The sequence below is a fragment of the Micromonospora sp. LA-10 genome (genome assembly GCF_051853095.1).
Taxonomy (GTDB): domain Bacteria; phylum Actinomycetota; class Actinomycetes; order Mycobacteriales; family Micromonosporaceae; genus Micromonospora; species Micromonospora echinospora_A.
Map to the genome: position 1 here is coordinate 5,742,379 of NZ_CP195710.1, position 15,578 is coordinate 5,757,956.

Below are 15,578 nucleotides of genomic sequence, written 5' to 3' on the forward strand. Positions count from 1 at the left end.
GTGTCAGCGCGGGGCGGGCCGCAGCAGGCGTACCCGGCCGGCGAACTGGGCCGCGACGGCGCCGCCGGCCCGGGCGACGGCCGGCATCCGGCGGGGCCGGGGCGGGCGGTGGCCGTCGTAGTGGCTCGCGGCCTCGCGCGCGGCCAGTTCCTCCGCGCCCAGCGGCGGCAGCGTGCCCCGGTCGCGCAGCGCGCGGGCCAGGTCCCAGCCGTCGCGCAGGGAGCCGTTCGTGGGGCGGCCGTCCGCCCACGTGGTGAACGTCGCTGGCCAGTCCGCGCCGAGACCCGCGGCGAGCAGCGGCCAGTGCCGGGCCACGTCACCGGCGCGTTTGCGCAGCAGCGCCCGGCGGGCCGCCTCGACCGGCGCGGGGGCGAAACCGGGCGGCAGGGGTGCACCGGCGACGAGCGCGGCGACCAGCTCGGCCTGCCGGGCCGCCAGGTCGCCGCTCACGTGACGACCGGGTGGCCGGAGGCGGCGGCGAGCGCGTCCAGCTCCGCGCGCAGCTCGGCGGCGGGCGGGTAGTGCCCGTCGCGTTCCAGCAGCAGCGCGGGCGGGCGGTGCCGGGCGCACAACTCGCGGACCAGGTCGAGCACGGCTTCGGGCATCGGGTCGGTGTGGGTGTCGTGGTAGAAGCCGCCGTGCTCGGCGCCGCCCGCGACGTGCGCGTAGGCGATGCGCTCCAGCGGCAGCCGGTCCAGCAGCTCGGTCGGGTCGCCGCCCCGGTTGCGGGCGTTGGCGTGCACGTTCGCGACGTCGAGCAGCAGCAGCGCGCCGGTGGCGTCGAGGATCTCGGTGAGGAAGTCCGCCTCGTCCAGCTCGTCGTCGGGCCAGTCGAACAACGCCGCGATCGGTTCCAGGGCCAGCGGCACCGGCAGCTCCGCCTGGGTCCGGCGGACGTTCGCCACCACCGCGGCCACCGCCTCGCGGCTGCGCGGCAGCGGCAGCAGGTGGCCGGCCTCCAGGCCGCCGGCCCGCACGAACGCGATGTGCTCACTGACCAGCGGCGCGTCCAGCGCCGCGGCCACCCCGGCCAGGTGCGCCACCCGCTCCGGGTCGACCGGCTCCGCGCCGCCGAGGGACAGCCGCACCCCGTGGGGTACGACGTCGACGCCGCGTTCGCGCAGCTCAGCCAGCCCGTCGGGGAGCGGCCCGGCCGGGGCGACCGCCTCCGCGACCACCTCGACGAAGCGCAGCCCCGGCAGACCGGCCACGAACCCGGCGATCTCGGGTCGCCAGCCGATGCCGATGCCGACGCCGGACGGGCCGGTCATCCGCCGCACCCGCCTCCGCCGCAGCCACCGCCACCCCCGCAGGAGCTGCCGCCGCCGCACGAACTGCCGCCGCCGGCGGTCGCCCCGCCGCCGCAGGAGGTGCCGGAGCTGGCGCCGCCCGCGCTGCCCATCGCCTGGCGCTGGATCTCGGCCTGCTCGGCGAAGCCCGGGTCCATGGTCCAGAGCGTGGCGGTGCCGAACAGCGCCACGCCCAGCGCCACCTCGGCCGGGCCGTACGTGTTGTACGCGGGGGAGGCGGCCGGGCGCAGCCAGGTGTGCCGGCGGCGCATGTCGTTGAGCGCCGCGGTGGCCGCCCGGGTACGCCAGGGCACGCGGTTGAGCAGCACGAACGCGAGGCCGAGCGGGAGCAGGCTGAGCAGCAGCCAGCCGGTGGGCCGGTCGTTGAGCAGGCCGGAGATCGCGCGTACGACGCCGATTGCCAGCAGGAATCCGATCAGCAGCGCGCCGCGTCGCAGCGTCCGGCGCCGCTCCTGGTCCAGTGCCAGGCCCCGGCGGACCAGACCGTCGCGCAGCTCGTCGATCGCCCGCCGCACCCACTCGTCGGCGGCCAGTTCCCGGGTACGCAGACCACGGCTCGCCGCGTAGTGGACCGCCTGGTCCAGCGGGGTGGCCCCGGCCGGCAGCGGACCGCCGGTGGCCAGCCGCCGGTCCGGTCGTACGCCGACCGCGCCCGAGTGGCGCAGCGCGCCGAGCGCGGCCCAGACGGCGAGCTGGTCGCCGCCGTTGAGGTATGCGACCTGCTGCGGCCCCAGCGTGCCGTGGTCGGTCACCGGCGTGCCGGCCAGCATGCGACGCCGGTACACGATCGCACCGATGACCAGGACGACGGCGAGCAGCAGATACCAGCGCAGGAATACGGGGCCGGGGATGCCCCAGGTGTCGGAGGGGGTCATCGTCTGCTCCTGTCGCGAGGAGGGGTCGCGGCTCATTGTGGAGCAGGCGCGCCAGAGTGGATCTCCTGGAGCGGCGCAGTTACCGGACCGAGACCGGAGCGGCTCAGTGCCGGCGCACGGCCTCCTCGACCAGGTCGAGCACCCGGGCCAGGTCGCCGGCCGGGCGGCCCATCGCCAGGTGCAGCACCAGCCCGTCGTAGGCCAGCTCCAGGAACTGGGCCAGCACGTCGATCGGGACGTCGTCGCGGAGCACGCCGGCCTCGCGCTGACGCACCAGGCGTTCCCGGGTCGCCCCGGCGATGGCCTCGGAACGCTCCGCCCAGCGCTTGGCGAAGGCCGGGTCGGTGCGCAGCCGGCGGGAGACCTCCAGCTGGCTGCCGAGCCAGCCGGTGGTGTCCGGCGAGACCGCCCGGGCGAGCAGGTCCCGCATCACCTGGACCAGGCCGTTGCGGGCCACCGTCTCCACCATGGCGGCGGCGTCGTCCTCGGCGACGGCCAGGAACAGGGAGTCCTTGTCCCGGAAGTGGTGGAAGATCGCGCCACGGGACAGGCCGGTGGCCTCCTCCAGCCGCCGCACGGTGGCGCCCTCGTAGCCGTGCCGGGCGAAACACGCCCGCGCCGCCGCGAGAATCTCCTGACGGCGCGCGTCGAGCTGGTCCTGACTTACTCTGGGCACCTGTGGATCGTCCCAGGTGGGACCGCGTGATGCAAACCGTACGTACGGCTTGAGATGCGATTTCCGAAGATCATCCGCTGCTTACCGGATGGTTAGGATCGGCGCGTGACCGCCCTTCCTGCGCGCCCGCTCACCGTCGCCGCCGTCCAGGCTCAGCCCGTGCCCGGCGACGTCGCCGGCAACGCCCGCGCCGCCGCCCGCCTCGTCGGCCGCGCCCCGGGCGCCCGGGTCGTGGTGCTGCCCGAGCTGTTCCTGCCGGCGTACCACCCGCCGACGCTGGGCGCCGACCCGGACAGCACCGACGTGGCCGCCGACGCCGACGGCCGGGTAGCCGACCCCCGGCTGGACCCGTTGCGTACCGCCGCCGCCGACGCGGGCGCCGCCGTGGTGATCGGCGCCGCCGTCCGCCACCCCGACCGGCGGCGCACGATCTCCTCGCTCGTCGTGGACCCGGCCGGCACGGTCACCGCTGCGTACGACAAGCAGCAGCTCTGGAGCGGTGAGCGCGAGCTGTTCGACGCGGGCCGCCGGGGCGCGACGCTCGAAGTCGACACGTGGCGGTTCGGCCTGGGCGTCTGCTACGACGGCTGCTTCCCGGAGCACGCGCGGGCCGCGGCCGGCGACGGCGCGCACGGGTACCTCTGCCCGAGCGGCTACCTGGCCGGCTCGGCGCACCGCCGTGACCTCTACTACGCCGCCCGCGCGTTGGACAACACCATGTACGTCGTGTTCGCCAACGCGGTCGGCGGCGCGGATCCCTGGCGGTTCAACGGCGGCGCGGCGGTGTACGACCCGGAGGGCCGGCCGCTGGCGCGGGGCGCCGACACCGGCGAGGACGTACTGGTGGCGACGCTGGACCCGGACGCGCTGGCGGCCACCCGCGCGGCGCACACCATGCTGCTCGACCGGCCGGTGGACGCCGGGGCCGCCCGCACGGCGCTCGTCGCCTGACCGTGGCGGGCACCGGGGCCCTGTCGGTGCCCCGAGCGTTCCCGTAGGGTGCCCAAGTGCCGTTGCTCCTGCTCGATCTGGACAACACCCTGCTGGACCGCGACGGGCCGTTCCGTGTCTGGGGAGAACGCTTCCTGGCGGGCATCGGCGCGCCGCCCGCCGACCTCGACTGGCTGGTGTCCGTGGACGCCGACGGGCTGACCAACCGATGGGACGTGGCGGACGCGATCCGCGACCGGTACGCGCTGCGCATCCCCTCGATCGACCTGGTCGACGAGCTGCACGACGGCGTGGTGGCGCACATGCGGCTCGATCCGCTGGTGGCCTGCGCGCTGCGGATCGCCGCCGACGCCGGCTGGGTGCCGGTGGTGGTCACCAACGGCGCGTCCCGTCAACAGGACGCCAAGATCCGCAAGACCGGCCTGGACCGCTACGTCGCCGACTGGGTGATCTCGGAGGAGGCCGGCGTCAGCAAGCCGAACCCGAGGATCTTCGCGCTCGCCGCCCAGCGGGCCCGGATGCCGTTGCGCGGCGCGTGGGTGGTCGGCGACAGCCCGGAGGCGGACATCGGCGGCGCGACGGCAGTGGGCCTGCCCAGCGTCTGGCTGCACCGGGGACGCCGCTGGTCGGACCCCCGGTTCGCGCCGACCCGGGTCGAGGACGGGCTGATCGCGGCCGTCGCGGCCGTGCTGGCCGGCTGACCGGCGGCCGATCGACGGGCCGTCCGGCGGCACTGCGGCCGGATCGACGGGCCGTCCGGCGGCACTGCGGCCGGATCGAAGGGCCGCACGGCGGTCGGACGGGCCGGCCGCACGGCGGGGGAAAATCCGTTGACCCGCGCCGGGCCGCGGACGAGCATGGTGCCGCGCGAGTGCGCTGCCGGGTGATGCCCGGTCGAGGAGAGGAGGTCGGTCATGGCCGTCTTCGCAGGGTCGTTCCACCTGCCTCCACCAGCCTCGATCGAAGGACAGATCCACCCGTGCGCGATCACGACTTCCCGGCGCCGCAGCGCCGTGGCCGCGGCAAGAGCCGCTTCGACGACGACGAAACCGACTTCCTGAAGCGGGGGCGGCCCACGCCGACCCTCACCGACCCGGACGCCGAGCCCGACGCGGAGGACAGCTGGTCCTCCTGGGACCGGGCCGTCCACGGCCCCGAGCCGTACCCGGACTGGCTGGTCACCGAGCTGGCCGCCCGGGACACCGAGCTCGGGGTGCTCAAGACCGGCAAGGAGGCGGACGTCCACCTCGTCCGCCGCGCGGTGCCGGACACCGACCGCTCCTGCCTGCTGGCGGTCAAGCGGTACCGCGACGCCCAGCACCGGCTCTTCCACCGCGACGCCGGTTACCTGGAGGGCCGCCGGGTGCGCCGGTCGCGGGAGATGCGGGCGATGACCGGCCGTACCGCGTTCGGCCGGCAGATGATCGCCGGGCAGTGGGCGGCGGCCGAGTTCGCCGCGCTGTCCCAGCTCTGGGAGATCGGCGCCGCCTCCGGGCGGATCGCCGTGCCCTATCCGGTGCAGCTGCTCGGCACCGAGCTGATGCTGGAGTTCGTCGGCGACGCCGGGGCGGGGGAGGCCGCGCCGCGGCTGGCGCAGGTCCGCCCCGACGCCGCCGAGCTGCGCGATCTGTGGGACCAGCTGGTCGAGGCGCTGACCGTGCTGGCCCGGGCCGGGTACGCCCACGGCGACCTGTCCCCGTACAACCTGCTGGTGCACGCGGGCCGGCTGGTGCTGATCGACCTGCCGCAGGTGGTCGACGTGGTGGCCAACCCGCAGGGCGGCGAGTTCCTGGCCCGCGACGTGCGGGTGGTGGCCGCCTGGTTCGCGGCCCGCGGGATGCCCGCCACCGTCACCGACCCGGAGGCGCTCACCGAGGCGCTGTTGCGGGAGGCGGGGATCCGCTGACGGGTGGGCGTCCCGGGCGGTTCGACCGCCCGGGGCGCCCACCCTTGCGGGTCATTGCAGGTAGCGCTCGACCTCCGGCACCGGGCGCTCGCCCTGGGCGTCCGGGTCGCCGTGCGCCTGGCGCGCGGCACGGCGACGGCGCAGCAGGTCCCAGCACTGGTCCAGGGACTCCTCCAGGGCCCGCAGCCGCTCCCGGGCCTCGTCGTCGGTGCCGGACTCGTGCTGCTGCGCGTCGGCCCGCAGCCGGTGCTCCTCGTCGACGAGTTCCGAGATCCGGCTCAGGATGGTCTTGTCGTCCATGCCCGAAGCTTGGCACAGCGGGCCGGTCCCCGCCCGGGTTCTGGCGGCGTCGGCCGTACCGGATAGGTGAGACGGGCTCGCACTCCGCGGGACACACCACTGTGTACGCGAGTGACGCACATCCCAGTAATTCCATTCTCGACAAAGAGATTGTTGTTACGTGAAATATCCTCCGACCTGCCTTTTGATCTGCGGCTCAGGATGGCATGCTCGCGAGCAACATTACGGCTCGATACGGAGTCGCGACCCTGAGTCAACCGAGGGAGCGTTCAGGTGCCCGAACCTACGGACACACCGGGGCCCACCGGCCGACCACGAACCGTGCCGCTGCGGAAGATCCTGCCGGCGGCGCTCCGCGATCCCGCCCGGGCGCTCATCGACATCGGTAACCGTACCGACGGCGAGCTGGTCCGGCTCAACCTCGGTTCGTTCCGGCCGTACCTGGTCACCCATCCCAGGCACGTGCAGCACGTGCTGCGCGACCGGGCGGACAACTACGAACGGGCCGGTGACGGGCTGTTCTGGCGCCCGGTGAAGCGACTGTTCGGCGAGGGCATCCTCGGCGAGGGGCAGATCTGGTCGGCCAGCCGCCGCATGCTCCAGCCGATGTTCACCGCCAAGCGGGTGGAGGCGCTCGTCGACGGCATGGCCGACGCGATCCGCGACGCGGTCGACGAGCTGGACGAGCCGGCCCGCGCCGGGCGCCCGGTCGACATCGGCGTGGAGCAGGCGCGCATCGTCAGCCGGGCGATCATGAAGGTGCTCTTCGCCGACCGGATCTCGGTGCCGGACGCGATGCGCGTGATCGAGGCACAGGACCGGATCGCCACCGCCGTCATCCCGCGCATCATCGTGCCGTTCGCGCCGCTTTCCCTGCCGATGCCGGGGGACCGGACGTTCGCCCGCGCCGTCCGCATCGTGGACGACGTGCTGGTGCCGATCGTCCGCGAGACCCGCGAGTCCGCCGACCAGGGCGACGACGTCATCTCGACGCTCTGGCAGGCCCGCACCGACGACGGGCGGCAGCTCGACGAGCGGCAGGTCCGCAACGACACCGTGGCGATGTTCGCCGCCACCACCGAGACCACCATCAACGTCCTGACCTGGGCCTGGCCGCACCTGGACCAGCACCCCGAGGTGGCCGAGCGGCTCTACGCCGAGATCGACGAGGTGGTCGGCGATGAGCCGGTACGCCGCGAGCACCTGAGCCGGCTCACGTACACCCGGATGGTGCTGGACGAGCTGCTGCGGCTCTACCCGATCGGGTGGATCATCCCGCGCCGCGCGGTCGCCGAGGACGTCATCGACGGCGTGCCGATCGAGCCCGGCGCCACGATGGCGGTCAGCCCGCTGATCACCCAGCGGATGCGGCAGTTCTGGGATCGCCCGGACGAGTTCGACCCGGAACGGTTCCGGCCCGAGCGGGTCCGGGCCCGGCACCGGTACGCCCACTTCCCGTTCGGCGGCGGGCCGCACCAGTGCCTCGGCATGTACCTGTTCTATCTGGAGGCGCAGCTCATCCTCGCCACCATGCTCAGCCGCTACCGGTTCCGGCTGCACCGCCCCGGCGTACCCGGGTTGCGGCTGGCCGCGGCGCTGCGACCACGCGAGCGGGTGGAGCTGACGCTCGTCGCGGCCGGGCGGGCGGAGCGCGCGTGACCGACGGGCCGACACCGGATCCGGTGGCCGCCGCGGCGGAGCAGGGCCGGGTCTGCGCGCTCGCCGCGCAGGGCCAGCGCGGCCTGCGCAAGGCCGCCGCCGCGCACCCCGAACTGTTCCCCGCTGACCCGTTCGACGCGACGCTGTTCAGCAGCATCGCGCAGGCGATGGCGTTCAGCGCGCCCTGGCACAGCGCCGCCGAGCTGGCCGTGACCAACCGCGCGGTGCTCTGGGGGTTCGCCGTGGACTGGCTGGTCGACCACCAGGCGACCAGCCGGGCGGCCGTGGACCGGGTCGCCCGTACCTGCCTGGACGTGCTCGACGGCGCCGGCGCCGACGACCCGCTGGGCCGGTTCCTGGCCGAGTTGCGCGACGACGTCGCCGCCGCGCCCGGCTATCCGGCGCTGCGCGGCCATTGGCATGCGGCGATGGAACGCACGCTCGACGCGATGGCCCGCGAGTGGGACTGGCGGCGCACCGGCCGCCCCACGCTCGCCGACTACCTGGCCAACGCCGACAACCTCGCCGCGACGGTGGTCAACGTGGCGCACTGGATCCACACCGGATCGGTGTCCACGACCGAGGCGATGGACCGCGCGGTCGCCGTCAGCGACGAGGTGCAGCGGGCCCTGCGGCTGGTGAACGACCTCGGCACCCACCGCCGGGACGCCGAGTCCGGCGACCTCAACGCGCTGCTGCTGGTGGACGACCCGGCGGAGGTCGAGCAGCGGTTCGCCGAGCAGGTCGACCACTGCCGCGTCCTGCTGGCGAAGCTGGCCGGGGAGGCGCCCCGGGAGGCCGACTTCCTGTCCCGGCAGCTCGGCTTCACCACCGGCTTCTACCGGAGCACCGACTTCTGGGGTGTGCGGTGACGATCACCGCCCGACCGGCGCTGGCCGGGCGGCCCGCGCCCGCGCGTGAACTGCTCGCCGCGCTCACCGGTGAGCCGTCCGGACAGACGTCACCGTCGATCTACGAGACCGCCCGGCTGGTCACGCTCGCGCCCTGGCTGGACGGCCACGACCGGCGCCTGGCCTGGCTGCTCGGCCGGCAGCGGCCGGACGGCGGCTGGGGCGGCCCCGGCGGGTACGCGCTGGTGCCGACGCTGAGCGCGGTCGAGGCGCTGCTGACCGTGCTGCGCCGCGACGGGCCGGCCACCGCGCCGACCGCGGCGGCCCACCGGGGCCTGACGTTCCTGGCCGGCGCGCTGCGCGGCGGCGCCCCGCCCGACCTCCCGGCCACCGACCTGATCGTGCCGGCGCTGCTCACGGCCGTGGACCGGCACCTCGCCGGACCGGCCGGTCCGCCACCCGGGCTGGCCGAGTGGGCCGGCCGGCCCCGCCTGCCGCTGCCGGCCGGTCTCGACCCGACCCGGCTGACCGGGGTACGCGGGCTGCTGGCCGCCGGGCGGGCCGTGCCGGAGAAGCTGGCGCACGCTCTGGAGGTCGCCGGGGAGCTGGCGTACCGGGCGCCGGGAGTGCGTCCCTCGGCCAGCGGCGCGGTGGGCGCCTCGCCGGCCGCCACGGCCGCCTGGCTGGGCCGGCCGGAGCCCGGAGCGGCGCTGGACTACCTGCGCGCGGTGGCCCGGCCCGGCCCGGTGCCCTGCGCCAGCCCGATCACCGTCTTCGAGCGCGCCTGGGTGCTCGGCATCCTGGTCCGGGCCGGTGTGCCGGTCGGCGCGCCCGAGCCGGTGCTCACCGAGCTGCGCGCCGCCGTCGGCCCGTCCGGCGCGGCCACCGCGCCCGGCCTGCCCGCCGACGCGGACACCACTGCTGTCGCGCTCTACGCGCTGGCCCGGCTGGGCCGCGCGCCGGGCGTCGGGCCGCTGGCCGGGTTCGACACCGGGCGGCACTTCTGCACCTGGCCGGGGGAGGACGGCGCGTCGCTGACCACCAACGCGCACGTGCTCGACGCGCTCGGCGAGCAGCCGAGCGGACCCGGAGTCACCGGCGCGCGCCGCAGGGTCACCGAGTGGCTGCTCGAACGGCAGGAGCCGGACGGGCGGTGGGAGGACCGCTGGCACGCCTCGGCCTACTACGCCACCTACGCGGTGCTGCTGGCGCTGGCCGACCACGCGCCCGACGGCACGGCGCGCGCCGCCGTCGAGCGGGGCGTCGCCTGGCTGCTGGACACGCAGCGCCCGGACGGCTCCTGGGGACGATGGCACGGCACCGCCGAGGAGACCGCGTACGCGGTGCTCGCCCTGGCCGGCGCGGGCCGTTCCGGGGACGCGCGGATCGGCGCGGCGCTCGCCCGCGGCCGGCGTCGACTGTCCGAGCTGGACGGATGCGACGACGAACCGGCACTATGGCACGACAAGGATCTCTACCGCCCGACGCAGATCGTGCGCGCGGCGGTGCTGGCGGCCTCCGGCCGCGCCGTCGAGGCCGGACCCACCATGATCAGGATCGCTTGAATGGAGTTCACGACGGCTGCTAGCGTGCGCCGGAGTCGATCGGATTTCGGACCGACCGTAGACCGGGCCAGGACGGTGTGATGGGTTCCCGCAGTACGAATCTCCGTACGAAGATCATCGCGCTGCTGGCGTCGCTGATCGCGCTGTGGGCGTTCGCCGCGTGGGTGACCGTGCGGGACGGGTTCAACCTGCTCGGCGTGCAGGCGCTCAACGCGCGCGTCTTCGAGCCGAGCGACCCGCTGCTGCAGGAGCTGCAGGCCGAGCGGCGGCTGTCGCTGCGCTACCTGGGCGAGTCCGATCCGGGCCGGCTGCGGGAGCTGGACGCCCAGCGCGCGCGTACCGACGAGACCGCCACCGTGCTGTGGCGCTCGGCGCAGGACTGGCGTACCGAGGTCCCGGCCAGCGAGGAGCTGATGCAGCGGCTCGGTGAGCTGAAGACCGAGCTGGACCAGCTCGGTCAGGTACGCGCCGACGTGAGCCGCAAGACCATCGACCGGACCGCCACGCTCAACGCGTACGACGAGGCGGTCGACGCGATCTTCGCCGTCTTCGACGCGCTCGGCGGCCTCGACGACGACGAGATCGCCAAGGACACCGCCGCGCTCATCGACCTCAACCGGTCCCGGGAGCTGCTGTCCCAACAGGACGCGCTGATCACCGGCGCGATCGCGGCCAACCGGATCACCGTGGCCGAGCAGACCGCGTTCGCCCGCCTGGTCGGCGCGCAGTGGTTCCTCGCCGACCGCACCGCCCGGGACCTCGCCCCGACCGACCGCGCACGCTTCGAGCGGATGGTCGAGGGCGACGCGTTCCAGCAGCTGCGGACCCTGCAGGACCGGGTCCTCGCGGCCAAGGGCGCCGACGTGCGCCCGCCGGTGACCGCCGCGGCGTGGCAGGCCGCCGCCGAGCAGGCGATGGCCGACCTGCGCGGGGTGATCCTGGCCGGCGGTGAGGACATCGTGGCCCGCGCCATGCCGGTCGCGGTGGGCGTCATCGTGCGGCTGGTGCTCGCCGCCGGTCTCGGCCTGCTCGCCGTCATCGCCTCCGTGGTCGTCTCGATCACCACGGCACGGGCGCTGGTACGGCAGCTGGAACGGCTGCGGGAGGCGGCCTTCAGTCTGGCGCACGAGCGGCTGCCGAGCGTGGTGGAGCGGCTGGGCCGCGGCGAGGAGGTGGACGTCGCCCGCGAGGCGCCGCCGTTGCAGTTCGGCGACGACGAGATCGGCCAGGTGGGCAAGGCGTTCAACGTCGTGCAGGAGACCGCCGTCCGCACCGCCGTCGAGCAGGCCGAGCTGCGCCGCAGCGTACGCGACGTCTTCCTCAGCCTGGCCCGGCGCACCCAGGCGCTCGTGCACCGGCAGCTCACGCTGCTGGACGCGATGGAACGCCGGGAACACGACGCCGAGGAGCTGGAGGACCTGTTCCGGGTCGACCACCTGGCCACCCGGATGCGGCGCAACGCGGAAAACCTGATCGTGCTCTCCGGCTCGACGCCCGGCCGGGCTTGGCGCCGCAACGTGCCGATGGTCGACGTCGTCCGCGGCGCGGTCGCCGAGGTCGAGGACTACACCCGGGTGACAGTGCGCCCGCTCGGCGAGGTGTCGCTGACCGGCCGCGCCGTCGGTGACGTCATCCACCTGCTGGCCGAGCTGATCGAAAACGGGCTCTCCTTCTCGCCGCCGCAGACCATCGTGGAGGTCCGCGGACAGCTCGTGGCGAACGGCTTCGCCATCGAGATCGAGGACCGGGGCCTCGGCATGAGCGCCGACGAGCTGGCCGCCGCCAACGCGCGCATCGTCGACCGGTCCGAGCTGAACCTGGCCGACGCCGCCCGGCTCGGCCTGTTCGTGGTCAGCCGGCTCACCGAGCGGCACGGCGTCAAGGTGCAGCTCAAGGAATCCGCGTACGGCGGCACCACGGCCGTGGTGCTGATCCCGCGCGAACTGATCACCACCGCCGACGGCGCCGGTGGATCCGACGGTCCTCCCGCCGCCGAGCCGGCCGTCACCGCGACGCTGAGCACGCCGGCCGACGCCGGGACCGAACCGGCCACCGCGTCCGACGCCGACGGTGGCGCCGAACCGGACGAGCCGGCCGAGGCGGCCCCGCCCGTGCCGGAGCCGGCCACGCGGGCGCCCCGGCTGACCCCGTCCGGGCTGCCCGCCCGTACCCGTAAGCGGCAGCCGGCGGTGGCGGGCCCGACCACGGAGCTGGCCGTGGTGGAGCGCCGCCCGGCCGCCGCGCCGGATTCCTCCCCGGAGGCGGAGCCGGAGGAGTCGCCGGTGACCGACGCCGGGCTGCCGGTCCGGGTACGCCAGGCCAGCCTCGCGCCGGAACTGCGACACGACCAGACCGAGGCGGTCGACGACGCCGCCGACGACGACACGGCGCGTGCACCGGAGCAGGTGCGCCGGATGATGAGCTCCTACCAGAGCGGCACCCGACGCGGCCGTACCGATGCCGCGCGTCTGCTCGGCGGGGCGCAGGGGGCCGGCGGTGCGCCGGCCGACGCGGACGAGCAGGTCACCTGACCGGAACGTCGACGCGACGCAAACCGGAAGAGAACGGCACACAGCCGGGAAGAAGAGGACGACGAGTGGCGCAGAAGACGGCTTCGAGCGCGGATCTGACGTGGCTGCTGGATGACCTGGTCGGCCGGGTCAAGCAGGCGGAGCACGCCGTGGCGCTCTCCACCGACGGACTGCTGATGGCCTCGTCCCGCGGATTGAGCCGCGACGACGGCGAGCACCTGGCCGCCATGGCGGCGGGCATCCAGAGCCTGGCCCGCGGCGCGGGCAAGCGGTTCGGCGGCGGGCAGGTACAGCAGACCATCATCGAGATGCAGTCCTCCTTCCTGTTCGTCACCGCGGCCGGGCGCAACGCCTGCCTGGCGGTGCTGGCCTCGGAGGACGCGGACGTCGGCCTGATCGCGTACGAGATGGCCATGCTTGTCACCCGGGTCGGCCGGTTCGTCGCGTCACCGACCCGGGAACAGCACCTCGGCGAGAACGCGGCACGATGACCGGCCGGGGGGACTCCGCGGAGCAGGAGTGGGTCGACGACCACGCCGGCCCGGTGGTGCGCCCGTACGCGGTGACCGGCGGCCGAGCCCGCCCGGTGACCGGCACGTTCGACCTGATCTCGCTGGTCACCGCGACCCGCGCGGATGTCGGATCGGATTCCGGGCTGGGCCCGGAGCATGTGGCGATAGTCGGCCTCTGCCAGCGGATTCTGTCCGTGGCCGAGATCGCCGCTCACCTCGACCTGCCGGTGGGCACGGTCCGGGTCCTCCTCGGAGACCTGGCCGCCCGCAGCCTGGTGCAGGTACGCGAGCCGCGCGCGACCGCCGCCGGCCTTCCCGACGAGCACGTTTTCGAGGCGGTAATCAATGGACTACGGGCGCTCTGAGCGGCCGGCGGGCGCCGCGCCGCTGCCCACCGCGATCAAGATCCTGATCGCGGGCGGGTTCGGCGTCGGCAAGACCACCATGGTGGGCGCGGTCAGCGAGACCAAACCGCTGCGCACCGAGGAGGTGCTGACCGAGACCGGGATCGGCATCGACGACCTGTCCGGCGTGGAGGAGAAGTCGACCACCACTGTGGCGATGGACTTCGGCCGGATCACCCTCAGCGACGACCTGGTGCTCTACCTGTTCGGCACGCCCGGGCAGGACCGGTTCTGGTTCGTCTGGGACGAGCTGGCGCTCGGCGCGCTCGGGGCGGTGGTGCTCGCCGACACACGCCGGCTGGCGGACTGCTTCCCGTCGATCGACTACTTCGAGGGGCGCGGCACGCCGTTCGTGGTGGCCGTGAACTGCTTCGAGGGCGCCAAGAAGTTCCGGCTCGACGAGGTGCAGGCGGCGCTCGACCTGGACCCGGGCGTACCGGTGGTGCTGTGCGACGCGCGCAAGCGCGAGTCGGCCAAGGAGGTGCTGATCACGCTGCTGGAGCACGCCATGAAGCTGCGCGAGGCCCGCCGTCGCGCCGCCACCGACTGAGCGCCTCGCCGCCACGGATTCCCGGGGCAGCCCGGGCGGGCGAATCGTGAGAGCCTGAGCCGCATGACCGAGCTGAGCGTCCGGGCGATGAGCCCGGAGGAGTTCGACCGCTGGCAGGACGAGCTGACCGCGGACTACGCGCGAGAGCACGTCACCGCCGGCAACTGGGCTCCGGAGGAGGCGCTCGACCGCGCGCGCGAGGCGAACGCCGTCCTGCTGCCGCAGGCCATGGCCACGCCCGGCATGCTGTTCCTGCTCGGCGTGCTGGCCGATGGCTCGCCGGTCGGGCGCCTGTGGATCAGCCTCACCCATCCGCGCGGCCTTGCCGGGTGCGCCTACCTCTACGACATCGAGGTGGCGGCCGAGCATCGGGGCCGGGGGCTCGGGCGGGCGCTGCTCACGGCCGGGGAGCGGGCGGCCCGGGAGCACGGCGCCCAGGCGCTGGAGCTGAACGTCTTCGGCGCCAACGAGACGGCGCGCAAGCTGTACGAGACGTCGGGATACCGGGTGGTCACCCAGCAGATGCGCAAGGACCTGCCCGCCTAGGGGCCGGCGTCAGAGGCGGGTGGCGGTCCGGATCAGGCCGGCCAGCGCCCGGGACCGGCTGTGCGGCGGCCACGCGATGACAGTGGTCACCGCGGGCGCGTCCGGCACCGGCACCGCGGCCAAGTCGGCGAGCAGCAGCGACCGGGCCGACTCCGGCAGCACCACCACGGTCCGGCCGAGCGCGATGAGCTGGAACAACTGGGCGTGGTCCCGGACCTCGGGGCCCGGCCCGTCCGGGTACGACCCGTCGGCCCGGGGCCAGCGCGGCATCGGCAGGTCCGGCAGCGCCTCCACCTCGGCCATCAGCAGGTGTGGCCGCCGGGCCAGCGGATGCCCGGCCGGCATGATCGCCACCTGCGGTTCGGTGATCAGCTCCTCGGTGTCCAGCCCGGTCGTCGAGTCGAACGGCAGGTGCAGCAGCGCCACGTCGGCGCGTCCGTCGCGCAGCAGCCCTTCCTGTTCGCCGATGCCGCACAGCAGGACCTCGACGGGGACCGCGTCCGGCTCGGCGGCGTACGCGTCGAGCAGTTTCGGCAGCAGCTCGCTCGACGCCCCCGCCTTGGTCGCCAGCACCAGCCCGGGGCCACCGGCCGCGGCCTGCCCGGCGCGGCGGGTGCGGCGGTCGGCGGCGTCCACGGCGTCGAGGGCGGCCCGGCCCTCCCGCAGCAGCACCGACCCGGCCGCGGTGAGCGCGACGCTGCGGCTGTCCCGCTCCAGCAGGGTCACGCCGAGGCGGCGTTCGAGCTGCTGGATGGCACGCGACAGCGGCGGCTGGGCGATGCCGAGACGGCGCGCGGCGCGGCCGAAGTGCAGCTCCTCGGCCACCGCCACGAAGTAGCGAAGCTCCCGCGTCTCCATCCCGCCACCGTACCCCCGGATCGATACCCGTCAGGTATCGCACGCCACCGAAGCGGTGTTGGAACCCTGTGCGGCCCGCGGCCA

The 15,578-nt window shown here is 74.7% G+C and carries 17 protein-coding genes; 11 read left to right on the plus strand and 6 right to left on the minus strand.

Features of this window, described 5'->3' with window-relative positions; genetic code table 11:
• Nucleotides 1–3: 3 nt before the first annotated feature.
• From ACSDG8_RS27075 to ACSDG8_RS27090, 4 genes are all read right to left on the minus strand, one after another.
• On the minus strand, nt 4–450 hold the full coding sequence (locus ACSDG8_RS27075; protein ID WP_210895059.1) for a hypothetical protein: 447 nt from the start codon (nt 448–450) through the stop codon (nt 4–6).
• A complete protein-coding gene (locus ACSDG8_RS27080) occupies nt 447–1,271 on the minus strand; it encodes a DUF692 domain-containing protein (protein WP_439427330.1) in 825 nt (274 codons plus the stop codon). The genes ACSDG8_RS27075 and ACSDG8_RS27080 overlap by 4 nt, the downstream gene beginning before the upstream one ends.
• Complete coding sequence (locus ACSDG8_RS27085) at nt 1,268–2,185, minus strand: TIGR04222 domain-containing membrane protein (RefSeq protein ID WP_210942493.1); 918 nt, start codon at nt 2,183–2,185, stop codon at nt 1,268–1,270. The genes ACSDG8_RS27080 and ACSDG8_RS27085 overlap by 4 nt, the downstream gene beginning before the upstream one ends.
• Before the next feature lie 103 nt (nt 2,186–2,288).
• Nucleotides 2,289–2,861, minus strand: coding sequence for a TetR/AcrR family transcriptional regulator (locus ACSDG8_RS27090; RefSeq protein WP_210895062.1), 573 nt, complete (start codon nt 2,859–2,861; stop codon nt 2,289–2,291).
• Between the two features lie 105 nt (nt 2,862–2,966).
• On the opposite strand from ACSDG8_RS27090, the gene ACSDG8_RS27095 reads away from it, so the two are divergent.
• The 3 genes from ACSDG8_RS27095 (at nt 2,967) to ACSDG8_RS27105 (ending at nt 5,718) form a co-directional block, all read left to right on the plus strand.
• Nucleotides 2,967–3,812, plus strand: coding sequence for a carbon-nitrogen hydrolase family protein (locus ACSDG8_RS27095; RefSeq protein ID WP_210942492.1), 846 nt, complete (start codon nt 2,967–2,969; stop codon nt 3,810–3,812).
• 56 nt (nt 3,813–3,868) lie between these two features.
• Nucleotides 3,869–4,513, plus strand: a complete 645-nt coding sequence (locus tag ACSDG8_RS27100) for an HAD family hydrolase (RefSeq protein WP_210895064.1) — start codon at nt 3,869–3,871, stop codon at nt 4,511–4,513.
• A gap of 278 nt (nt 4,514–4,791) precedes the next feature.
• Nucleotides 4,792–5,718 carry a serine protein kinase RIO gene (locus ACSDG8_RS27105; RefSeq protein ID WP_439427331.1) on the plus strand — a complete coding sequence of 309 codons (927 nt, stop codon included), beginning with the start codon at nt 4,792–4,794 and terminating at the stop codon, nt 5,716–5,718.
• Nucleotides 5,719–5,769: 51 nt separating this feature from the next.
• Here ACSDG8_RS27105 and ACSDG8_RS27110 read toward each other — a convergent pair whose 3' ends face one another.
• A complete protein-coding gene (locus ACSDG8_RS27110) occupies nt 5,770–6,018 on the minus strand; it encodes a DUF2630 family protein (protein ID WP_030503278.1) in 249 nt (82 codons plus the stop codon).
• A 321-nt stretch (nt 6,019–6,339) separates the two neighbouring features.
• Between ACSDG8_RS27110 and ACSDG8_RS27115 the strand changes: the two genes are divergently transcribed.
• From ACSDG8_RS27115 to ACSDG8_RS27150, 8 genes are all read left to right on the plus strand, one after another.
• Nucleotides 6,340–7,677 carry a cytochrome P450 gene (locus ACSDG8_RS27115; RefSeq protein ID WP_210895150.1) on the plus strand — a complete coding sequence of 446 codons (1,338 nt, stop codon included), beginning with the start codon at nt 6,340–6,342 and terminating at the stop codon, nt 7,675–7,677.
• Nucleotides 7,674–8,549, plus strand: coding sequence for a terpene synthase family protein (locus ACSDG8_RS27120; RefSeq protein ID WP_210895067.1), 876 nt, complete (start codon nt 7,674–7,676; stop codon nt 8,547–8,549). The genes ACSDG8_RS27115 and ACSDG8_RS27120 overlap by 4 nt, the downstream gene beginning before the upstream one ends.
• A complete protein-coding gene (locus ACSDG8_RS27125) occupies nt 8,546–10,093 on the plus strand; it encodes a prenyltransferase (protein ID WP_439427332.1) in 1,548 nt (515 codons plus the stop codon). Before ACSDG8_RS27120 ends, ACSDG8_RS27125 begins: the two co-directional genes overlap by 4 nt.
• An 80-nt stretch (nt 10,094–10,173) precedes the next feature.
• Entirely contained in the window at nt 10,174–12,624 is a 2,451-nt protein-coding gene (locus ACSDG8_RS27130; RefSeq protein WP_210895069.1) for a nitrate- and nitrite sensing domain-containing protein, read from the plus strand.
• Between the two features lie 65 nt (nt 12,625–12,689).
• Nucleotides 12,690–13,115 carry a roadblock/LC7 domain-containing protein gene (locus ACSDG8_RS27135; RefSeq protein WP_439427333.1) on the plus strand — a complete coding sequence of 142 codons (426 nt, stop codon included), beginning with the start codon at nt 12,690–12,692 and terminating at the stop codon, nt 13,113–13,115.
• On the plus strand, nt 13,112–13,501 hold the full coding sequence (locus tag ACSDG8_RS27140; protein WP_073831382.1) for a DUF742 domain-containing protein: 390 nt from the start codon (nt 13,112–13,114) through the stop codon (nt 13,499–13,501). Before ACSDG8_RS27135 ends, ACSDG8_RS27140 begins: the two co-directional genes overlap by 4 nt.
• Complete coding sequence (locus ACSDG8_RS27145; protein WP_210895070.1) at nt 13,482–14,090, plus strand: GTP-binding protein; 609 nt, start codon at nt 13,482–13,484, stop codon at nt 14,088–14,090. Before ACSDG8_RS27140 ends, ACSDG8_RS27145 begins: the two co-directional genes overlap by 20 nt.
• A gap of 63 nt (nt 14,091–14,153) precedes the next feature.
• A complete protein-coding gene (locus ACSDG8_RS27150) occupies nt 14,154–14,636 on the plus strand; it encodes a GNAT family N-acetyltransferase (RefSeq protein WP_210895071.1) in 483 nt (160 codons plus the stop codon).
• A 9-nt stretch (nt 14,637–14,645) separates the two neighbouring features.
• On the opposite strand, the gene ACSDG8_RS27155 is transcribed toward ACSDG8_RS27150, so the two are convergent.
• Nucleotides 14,646–15,494 (minus strand): LysR family transcriptional regulator, encoded by an 849-nt coding sequence (locus ACSDG8_RS27155; protein ID WP_210895072.1) that lies wholly within the window; start codon nt 15,492–15,494, stop codon nt 14,646–14,648.
• Nucleotides 15,495–15,578: the final 84 nt, after the last annotated feature.